Raw genomic sequence first — 10,064 nt, forward strand, 5'->3', positions numbered from 1 at the left:
CATGGTGGTGCCTCCACCCGGGGTGTCCTCGACCTCCAGGCTGCCGCCCATCGCCTCGGCGAGGCCCCGGGAGAGGGCGAGGCCGAGGCCGACGCCGGTGGTGTTGTCGGTGTCGCCGAGGCGCTGGAAGGGCAGGAAGACCCGGTCGCGGTCCTCGGGGGCGATGCCGGGGCCGCGGTCGATCACCCGGATCTCGACCTGGTCGGCGTGGTGGCTGGCGGTGACCAGGACGGGCGCGCCGGGGGCGTTGTATCGCAGCGCGTTGGTGATCACGTTGGCGAGCACCCGCTCCAGCAGCGGCGGGTCGGCGAGCACCGGCGGCGTGGTCTCCAGGTCGAGCGGCTGGACCGGTGCGTACGGGTCGGGGAGGCTGTCCAGCGCCCGGGGCAGGATCTCGTCCAGGTGGGTCTCGGTGAGGTGCAGGGTGAGCGCGCCGGCCTGGAGGCGGCTCATGTCAAGCAGGTTGTCGACCAGCCGGGTGAGCTTGACCAGCGACTCGTCGGCGGTGGCGAGGAGTTCGGACTGGTCCTCGGGCGAGAACTCGACGTCGGGGCTGCGCAGCGAGCCGACCGAGGCGCGGGCGGCGGCCAGCGGGGTGCGCAGGTCGTGGCTGACGGCGGCGAGCAGGGCGGTGCGCATCCGGTCGGCGGCCTTGATCGGCTCGACCTCGGCGGCGACGACGGCAAGCCGGTCGCGCTCCAGCGCGGCGGCGACGTGGGCGGCGAAGGCGGTCAGCACCCGCTGGTCGGCGGCGGGCAGCCGGCGGCCGGTGAGCACCAGAACGGCGTCCGGGCCGACCGGGACCTCGGTGGTCTCGTGCGGCCCGTCGCCGTCGCCCCGGTGGTCCCCCGCGCAGTGCGCGAGCGCCTCGCCGTCGACCCGCGAGAGCAGGGCGACGGCCCGCATGCCGAAGGCCGTCCGGGACTTCTCCAGCAGGGCGGGCAGCGCGTCGGCGCCGCGCAGCACGCTGCCCGCCAGGGTGGAGAGGGTCTCGGCCTCGGCGGTGGCGCGGGCGGCCCGGCTGGTGAGCCGGCCGGCGTGGTCGACCACGGTGGAGACGGTGAGCGCGATGGCGGCGAAGACCACCAGGGCGACGATGTTGTTGGTCTCGCCGATGGTCAGACTGTGGATCGGCGGGATGAAGTAGTAGTTCAGCAGCACCGAGGCGACGACCGAGGCCAGCAGGGCCGACACGGCTCCGCCGAGCAGGGCGACGATGACCACGCCGAACTGGAAGATCAGCGCGTCGGTGGTCAGGTTGATGCTGTGGTGCGCCTGGGAGAGCAGGGCGGTGAGCAGCCAGGGCACCGCCAGTCCGGCCAGGTAGCCGGCGAAGGTGCGGCGCCGGGAGTGGCGGCGGCCGAGCGAGGGCAGCCGGCCGCGGCCGGTGAACTCGTGGGTGACCATGTGGACGTCGATGTCCTCGGAGGCGTCCACGGTGGTCTGCCCGGTGCCGGGACCGGTGAGGAAGCGGTTGATCCGGCCGCGGCGGCTGGTGCCGAGCACCAGCTGGGTGGCGTGGTGGGCGCGGGCGAAGGTGAGCAGCGCGGTGGGGACGTCGTCGCCGACCACCACGTGGTAGCTGCCGCCGAGGGCCTCCGCCAGCTGCCGCTGCTGGGCGAGCGCGCCGGAGGAGGCGCCGGCCAGGCCGTCGCTGCGGGAGACGTGGACGGCCAGCAGCTCGCCGCCGGCCGTGCGGTCGGCGATCCGGGCGGCGCGGCGGATCAGGGTCTCGCCCTCGGGGCCGCCGGTGAGGGCGACCACGACCCGTTCGCGGGTCTCCCAGACCCGGTCGATGTTGTGGCTGGCCCGGTAGTCGCGCAGGCCCTCGTCCACCCGCCCGGCCACCCAGAGCAGGGCGAGTTCGCGCAGGGCGGTGAGGTTGCCGACCCGGAAGTAGTTCGAGAGCGCGGCGTCCACCTTCTCCGCCCGGTAGACGTTGCCGTGGGCCATCCGGCGGCGCAGCGCCTGCGGGGCCATGTCGACGAGTTCGATCTGGTCGGCCCGGCGGACCACCTCGTCCGGGACGGTCTCGCGCTGCGGGATGCCGGTGATCTTCCGGACGACGTCGTTCAGCGATTCCAGGTGCTGGATGTTGACGGTGGTGATGACGTCGATCCCGGCGGCCAGGATCTCCTCGACGTCCTGCCACCGCTTGGCGTGCCGGCCGCCGGGGACGTTGGTGTGCGCCAGCTCGTCCACCAGCACGACGGACGGGCGGCGGGCGAGCACGCCGTCGAGGTCCATCTCGTCGAACCCGGCGTCCCGGTAGGCGCGCCGGACCTGCGGCAGGACCTCCAGGCCGGCCAGCATGGCCTCGGTGTGGCGTCTGCCGTGGCACTCGATGTACCCGACCACGACGTCGGCCCCGCGCTGCTGTCTGCGCCGGGCCTCGTCCAGCATCCGATAGGTCTTGCCGACCCCCGGCGCGGAGCCGAGGTACACCCTCAGGCGGCCGCCGCGGTTGCCGGTGCCGGGGGTGAGGTCGCGGGCCATGGGCACTGCTCTTTCCATCGAAAAGTGGTGCACGTCTGCGGACGCGGGTCGGCCGGCCCGGGCGCGGGAGGTCTCCTCCCGCGCCCGGGCCGGCCCGGTCACCCGTCTGTGTGAGGTGATGTCACTTCTGCTCGCTGAGCGCCTTGTTGAGCAGCACGACGTTGACGCCCTCGTTGCCGAGGAAGCCGAGCGAGCGGCTCTCGGTGTACTCGTCGACCAGCTTGGTCACGGCCTCCACCGGCAGGCCGCGGTTCCCGGCCACCCGGTCGACCTGCTCCTTGGCGTACGCGACGGAGATGTGCGGGTCGAGGCCGGAGCCGGAGGCGGTCAGCGCGTCGGCCGGGACGCTCGCCGGGTCGACGCCGTCGAACGCGGCGACGGCGGCGCGGCGGTCCTCGACGGCCTTCAGCAGGTCCTCGCTGTTCGGGCCGAGGTTGCTGGCGCTGGAGGAGGAGGCGTCGTAGCCGGTCCCGGCCGCGGAGGGGCGGGGCTGGAACCACTTCGGGTCCGGCCGGGCCTCCTCCTTCGGGTCGTCCGGGTTCTTCTTCGGGAGGTTGAAGTTCTGGCCGATCAGGCTGGAACCGGCCTCCTTGCCGTCGGACGTCACGGGCGAGCCGTTCGCCTTGTCGGTGAAGGCGGCCTGGGAGATGCCGGTGATCAGCAGGGGGTAGGCGATCCCGAGGATCACGGTGAGCACCAGGAGTGCCCGCAGGGCGGTGAAGTGGGTGCGGAGGGTGGTCGGCAGGGGCTTGGACATGGTTTTCTCTCCTTCCCTGCGTCAGCTGAGGCCGGGGATGAACTGGACGATCAGGTCGATCAGCTTGATGCCGACGAACGGCACCACCAGGCCGCCGAAGCCGTAGACCCCGATGTTGCGGCGCAGCAGCGAGCTGGCGTCGGACGGGCGGTAGCGCACGCCGCGCAGGGCGAGCGGGATCAGGCCGATGATGACCAGGGCGTTGAAGATGATCGCCGAGGTGATCGCGGACTGCGGGCTGTGCAGGCCCATGATGTTGAGGTGGCTCAGGCCCGGGTAGACCCCGGCGAACATCGCGGGGATGATCGCGAAGTACTTGGCCACGTCGTTGGCGATCGAGAAGGTGGTCAGCGCGCCGCGGGTGATCAGCAGCTGCTTGCCGATCTCCACGATCTCGATCAGCTTGGTCGGGTTGGAGTCCAGGTCGACCATGTTGCCGGCCTCCTTGGCCGCCATGGTCCCGGTGTTCATCGCGACGCCGACGTCGGCCTGGGCGAGCGCGGGGGCGTCGTTGGTGCCGTCGCCGGTCATCGCGACCAGCTTGCCGCCCTCCTGCTCCTTCTTGATCAGGGCCATCTTGTCCTCGGGCGTGGCCTCGGCGAGGAAGTCGTCCACGCCGGCCTCCTCCGCGATCGCCTTGGCGGTCAGCGGATTGTCACCCGTGATCATGATGGTCTTGATGCCCATCCGGCGGAGCTCGTCGAAGCGCTCCCGCATGCCCTCCTTGACCACGTCCTTGAGGTGGATGACCCCGAGGACGCGGGCCGGCCCGCTGCCGACCTTGGTGGCCACGACCAGCGGGGTGCCACCGGCCGCGGAGATGCCGTCGACCAGGGTGGCGACCTCGTCGCCGACCGAACCGCCGTTCTCGGTCACCCAGTTGGAGACCGAGCCGGCCGCGCCCTTGCGGACCTGGTGGACGCCCTCGGCCTCGTCCAGGTCCACCCCCGACATCCGGGTCTGGGCGGTGAACGGCACCCAGGTGGCGTGGGTCAGCTCGCCCTGGGCACGGGCCCGCAGACCGTACTCGGTCTTCGCGAGGACCACGATCGAGCGGCCCTCCGGGGTCTCGTCCGCGAGCGAGGAGAGCTGCGCGGCGCTGGCCAGTTCGTCGGTGGACACGCCCGGGGCGGCCAGGAACTCGGCGGCCTGGCGGTTGCCCAGGGTGATGGTGCCGGTCTTGTCGAGCAGCAGGGTGTTGACGTCGCCGGCGGCCTCGACGGCGCGGCCGGACATCGCCAGCACGTTGCGCTGCACCAGCCGGTCCATGCCGGCGATGCCGATCGCGGAGAGCAGCGCGCCGATGGTGGTCGGGATGAGCGCCACGATCAGGGCGACCAGGACGATCATCGACTGCGGGGCGCCCGCGTAGGTGGCCATCGGCTGGAGGGTCACGACCGCGACCAGGAAGACGATGGTCAGCGAGGCCAGCAGGATGTTGAGCGCGATCTCGTTCGGCGTCTTCTGCCGGGCGGCACCCTCGACCAGGGCGATCATCCGGTCGATGAACGACTTGCCGGGCTCCGAGGCGATCTTCACCACGATCCGGTCGGACAGCACCTTGGTGCCGCCGGTGACGGCACTGCGATCGCCGCCGGACTCGCGGATGACGGGCGCGGACTCGCCGGTGATCGCCGACTCGTCGACGCTGGCGACGCCCTCGACCACGTCACCGTCGCCGGGGATGATCTGGCCGGCCTCGACCACCACGTGGTCGCCGAGCCTCAGCGCGGTGCCGGGCACCTCCTCCTCGGCCCGGGTGGCGGGCCAGTCGGTGAGCCGGCGGGCGACGCTCTCGGTCTTGGTCTTGCGCAGGGTGTCGGCCTGGGCCTTGCCGCGGCCCTCGGCCACGGCCTCGGCCAGGTTCGCGAACACCGTGGTGAGCCAGAGCCAGACGGTGATGGCCCAGGCGAACACGGACGGGTCGGCTATCGCGGAGACCGTGGTGACCACCGAGCCGACCTCGACGACGAACATCACCGGGTTCTTGATCATCACCCGGGGATCGAGCTTCTTCACCGCGTCCGGCAGGGACGCGAGGATCAGCTTCGGGTCGAGCAGGCCGCTCGCCACTCTGTGCGGCGCGGCGGGCTCCGACTTGTCGGCCGGTGCGGGGTTGAGCGTAGAGGTGGACATCAGGAGGACAGACCTTCCGCGATCGGCCCGAGAGCCAGGGCCGGGAAGTAGGTGAGGCCGACGACGATCAGGATCACGCCCGACAGCAGGCCCACGAACAGCGGCTTGTGGGTGGGCAGGGTGCCCGGGGTGGCCGGGACCGGCTGCTGCTGGGCGAGCGAGCCGGCCAGCGCCAGGACGAAGACGATCGGCAGCAGACGACCGAAGATCATCGCCAGACCGAGCGCGGTGTCGTACCAGTCGGTGTTGACGGTGATGCCGCCGAAGGCCGAACCGTTGTTGTTGGCGGCCGAGGTGAAGGCGTACAGCACCTCGGAGAAGCCGTGGGCGCCCGAGTTGAGCATCCCGGCGCGCTCGCCCGGCAGGGCCATCGCCACGCCCGTGCCGACCAGCACGATCGTCGGCGTGGTGAGGATGTACAGCGAGGCGAACTTCATCTCCCGGCCGCCGAGCTTCTTGCCCAGGTACTCGGGGGTGCGGCCGACCATCAGGCCGGCGACGAACACCGCGACGACCGCGAGCACCAGCATCCCGTACAGGCCGGAGCCCACACCGCCGGGCGCGATCTCGCCCAGCATCATGTTGAAGACCGTCAGCCCGCCGCCGAACGGCGTGTACGAGTCGTGGAAGGAGTTCACCGCACCGGTCGAGGTCAGCGTGGTCGAGGCGGCGAACAGCGAGCTTGCGGCGATGCCGAAGCGCTGCTCCTTGCCCTCCATCGCGGCGCCCGCGGCCTGCAGGGCGCTGCCCTGGTGCTGCGACTCGGCGAAGGTCAGCAGGGCCACCGAGGCGACCCAGAACAGGCCCATCACGGCGACGATCGCGTAGCCCTGGCGGTTGTCCCCCACCATCCGGCCGAAGGTCCGCGGCAGCGCGAACGGGATCAGCAGGATCAGGAAGATCTCGACCAGGTTGGTGAAGCCGGTCGGGTTCTCGAACGGGTGCGCCGAGTTGGCGTTGAAGAAGCCGCCGCCGTTGGTGCCGAGCAGCTTGATGACCTCCTGGGAGGCCACCGGGCCGCCCGGGATCTTCTGGACGTCACCCGCGAGGTTGGTGACCTCGTGGAAGCCGTGGAAGTTCTGGATCACGCCGTTGGCGGCCAGGACCAGGGCGAAGACGATCGAGATCGGCAGCAGCAGGCGCAGGCTGATCCGGGTGAGGTCCACCCAGAAGTTGCCGACCCGGTCCGTCCTGTTGCGGGTGAAGCCCCGGATCAGCGCGGCGACGACGGCGATGCCGACGGCCGCGGAGACGAAGTTCTGCACCGCCAGGCCCGCCATCTGCGCCAGGTGGCCCATCGCGGACTCGCCGCCGTAGGACTGCCAGTTGGTGTTGGCGACGAACGAGATCGCGGTGTTCCAGGCCTGGTGGCCCTCCATCTGCGGAACGCCCAGGTTCAGCAGCAGGTAGCCCTGGAGGCGGATCAGGCCGTAGAGGAAGAGGACGGAGACGGCGGAGAAGGCCAGCACCGAGCGGAGATAGGCCGGCCAGCGCTGATCGGCGTCGCCGTCGACGCCGATCACCTTGTAGATGCCGCGCTCGACTCCGAGGTGCTTGGCGGACGTGAGGAGCTTGGCGATGTAGTCGCCGAGGGGGCGGTAGCACAGGGCCAGCGCGCCGACGAGGGCGATGACCTGGAGCCAGCCCGCGAGAGTGGAGCTCATGTCAGAACTTCTCCGGGTAGATCAGCGCGACGACGAGATAGCCGACGAGGGCGACGGCCACGATCAGACCAGCGATGTTCTCGGCGCTCACAGCTTCTCCACCCCCCGCGCGATCAGGGCGATGACGGCGAACACGGCGACCGTGACACCGACGTAGATGAGATCGGACATGGGCTCCACCAGAGTGGTTCGGGAGATGCCGCGACCTGGGCCGGAAGGGCTCGCGCGGCGCCGGCGGACGACCGGCAGATGCAGCAAACCAGCCGTCAGGGGCGCGTTATGGGGCCCTGACGCCCTCCATACGGGTGACGGCGCGACGTTGACGCGGCCTTGACGGGCGCTTCACCGGACCGAGACCGTCGTGATCGGGCCGAGATCCGGCGGGGGCGGGCGGCGGTGCGGCGGCGGTCCTCGTCGGTACTCGTCGGGCGTCGCCGTGCGTCGTCGGGCGTCGCCGTGCCTCGCCGTGCCTCGCCGTGCCTCGCCGTGCCTCGCCGTGCCTCGCCGTGCCTCGCCGTGCCTCGCCGTGCCTCGCCGTGCCTCGCCGTGCGGGGAACGTGCCGGGACCGTGCCGGGAAACGGAGCGGCCCCGGACGGCGGTCTGCCGTCCGGGGCCGTCCTCCCCCGCTCCTGGTCACATCCGCATGCGCAGCCGGCAGACCACCGCGTCGGTGTGCCGCCGCAGGGCACGGTCGATCACGGCGCCGCGCCGGTTCTGCAGCGCCCGCTGCCACCAGCGGGCCGGCTCCACCTCGGGGATCAGCACGGTCAGCCGGTCGTAGGCGTGCTCCGCCCCCAGCTCGTTGACGAAGTCGGCGATCGGCCGGCCCAGCCGGCGGTGGACGTCCGGGATCTCCACCAGCGGCACGCCCGGACGCCACAGCTCCCAGTCCCGGCGCAGCGCCTCCGCGGCGGCCGGCTCGTGCACCACCGTCACCGCCATCACCTCGTCGCCGAGCGAGAGCGCCGCCGACAGGCCGTCCCGGGTCAGCCGGGTGATCGCGGTCACCGGGACGACGACCAGGCTGCGCTGCCTGGTCACCGGGCCGGGCACCCGGCCCAGCTCCAGCCGCTCGCCGATCCGCGCGTAGCTGCGGTGGACCGCCTCGAACAGCACCACCAGCAGCGGCAGCGCCACCACGATGCCCCAGGCGCCCTCGGTGAACTTGGTGCCGGTGACGACCAGCGCCGCGACGCCGGTGAGCAGCGCGCCGAAACCGTTCAGCGCGGCCTTCCACCGCCAGCCGGACGGCCGGTGCAGCAGCCAGTGCCGGACCATGCCGACCTGACAGACGGTGAAGCCGACGAACACGCCGATGGAGAACAGCGGCACCAGGCTGTTGACGTCCCCGCCGGAGCCGACCAGGAGCACCGCCGACACCGCGGCCAGGAACAGCACGCCGTACCGGTACACCTGGCGGTCGGCGCGCAGCGCGAACACGTGCGGGAGGTGGTTGTCCCGGGCGAGCAGGTCGAGCAGCACCGGCAGCCCGCCGAAGGAGGTGTTGGCGGCGAGCCCGAGCAGCACCACGGTGGCGAACTGGACGACGTAGAAGCCGAACCCGTGGCCGAGCGAGGCGTCGGCGAGCTGGGCGAGCACCGTGACGCCCTCGACCGGCTGGAGGTGGAAGCGGCCGATCAGCACGGCCAGCCCGATCAGCATCACGCCGAGCAGGGCACCGAGCGCGACCTCGGTGTGCTGGGCGCGCCTGACCCGCGGGGTGCGGAAGGAGGGGACGGCATTGGCCACCGCCTCCACGCCGGTCAGCGCGGAGCAGCCGGCCGCGAAGGCCTTGAGCAGCAGCAGCGCGCCGACGGCGGTGGCGTTCTCGGCGAGCGCCGAGGCGTGGCCGGCGGCGGCCGCGGTGCTGGCCGGGCCGTCCCGGAACAGCCCGACCACGACGATCGCCAGGATGGAGAGCACGAAGACGGCGGTCGGCGCCATGAACCAGCGCGCCGACTCGGCGATCCCGCGCAGGTTCACCGCGGTGACCAGCGCGAGCACGCCCAGGCAGAGCCAGACCCGGTCGTCGTACAGGCCCGGGACGGCCGAGGTGAGCGCGGCGACGCCGGCGGTGACCGAGACCGCGACGTTCAGGACGTAGTCGACGACCAGCGAGGCGGCCGCGGTCAGCGCGGTCCGGCGGCCCAGGTGCGCCTTGGCCACCGCGTAGGAGCCGCCGCCGTCCGGGAAGGCCGCGATCACCTGCCGGTAGGAGGCGACCAGCACCGCCAGCAGCAGGGCGATCGCGGCGGTGACCGGCAGCGTGAAGCCCAGCCCGTACGCCCCGGCGGCGGCGAGCACCAGCACGATCGACTCCGGCCCGTACGCGACCGAGGCCATGGCGTCCAGCGAGAGCGCGGCCAGCCCGCCGAGCGCGCTGAGCCGGTGCCGCTCGTCGCCCGTACCGGTGTCCGGCGGCTCGGGTTCGGCCGTCACGGCCGGCGGGGTGGTGGCGCTGGACATCGGACGGACCTCCGCAGTCGGTAGTTGGTCCGATCCTGCGGTCCGCGCACCCGCCGCCCCGGCGGGCCCTACGCGTTCCTGACGCCGCCACGAGCGGCCTTGACGCGCCCTTGACGCGGCGGCCGCGCCGCGCCGGCCCCGTCCGGTGGCTGTTGGCGGGGGTGGGGCGAGCCGTTGTCCCGGCGGTCGCCGGCTGGGAAGACGATCAGCTCTGTCGAAGGACTCCCACCCCCGGCCCCCACTCTGCTGCCTGCCACCCGTAATTGCAAGCAATGTGCAATAAGTGGCCCGACCGGCCCCGCCCCCGCGGAACCGCCGGAACACGACGAAAAGCCCCCGATCCGCGTTTCCGCAGATCGGGGGCTGTTTCTCTATCCTGTGGCTGGTGCAGGGTTCGAACCTGCGTAGCTTGCGCGACAGATTTACAGGCCGCTGACCAGGCACGCTCTGACCTGGGGACTCCTGCTCGCAGGCCGGATCTGGTCCGCCACTGGTCCGGATCATGGTCTCAGCGGCCCCTCCCCCGAGCGACCGAAGGGCCGGC

6 protein-coding genes are annotated in these 10,064 nt (G+C 72.0%); all 6 read right to left on the reverse strand.

Going from position 1 to position 10,064, the window contains the following annotated elements:
* The coding region (locus ACIQOV_RS11935) for an ATP-binding protein (RefSeq protein WP_401047707.1) at positions 1-2,496 on the reverse strand (2,496 nt) is incomplete at its 3' end.
* Between the two features lie 121 nt (positions 2,497-2,617).
* A complete protein-coding gene (gene kdpC / locus ACIQOV_RS11940) occupies positions 2,618-3,253 on the reverse strand; it encodes a potassium-transporting ATPase subunit KdpC (protein ID WP_401047709.1) in 636 nt (211 codons plus the stop codon).
* Positions 3,254-3,274: 21 nt separating this feature from the next.
* Complete coding sequence (kdpB, locus tag ACIQOV_RS11945) at positions 3,275-5,389, reverse strand: potassium-transporting ATPase subunit KdpB (protein ID WP_401047710.1); 2,115 nt, start codon at positions 5,387-5,389, stop codon at positions 3,275-3,277.
* Complete coding sequence (kdpA, locus tag ACIQOV_RS11950; protein WP_359897559.1) at positions 5,389-7,053, reverse strand: potassium-transporting ATPase subunit KdpA; 1,665 nt, start codon at positions 7,051-7,053, stop codon at positions 5,389-5,391. The genes kdpB and kdpA overlap by 1 nt, the downstream gene beginning before the upstream one ends.
* Position 7,054: 1 nt before the next feature.
* Positions 7,055-7,144, reverse strand: coding sequence for a K(+)-transporting ATPase subunit F (gene kdpF, locus ACIQOV_RS11955; RefSeq protein WP_097237446.1), 90 nt, complete (start codon positions 7,142-7,144; stop codon positions 7,055-7,057).
* A gap of 543 nt (positions 7,145-7,687) precedes the next feature.
* Positions 7,688-9,520, reverse strand: coding sequence for an APC family permease (locus ACIQOV_RS11960; protein ID WP_401047712.1), 1,833 nt, complete (start codon positions 9,518-9,520; stop codon positions 7,688-7,690).
* Positions 9,521-10,064 lie beyond the last annotated feature (544 nt).

It is taken from the genome of Kitasatospora sp. NPDC091257 (genome assembly GCF_044757675.1).
GTDB classification, from domain to species: Bacteria; Actinomycetota; Actinomycetes; order Streptomycetales; family Streptomycetaceae; genus Kitasatospora; species Kitasatospora lactacystinica.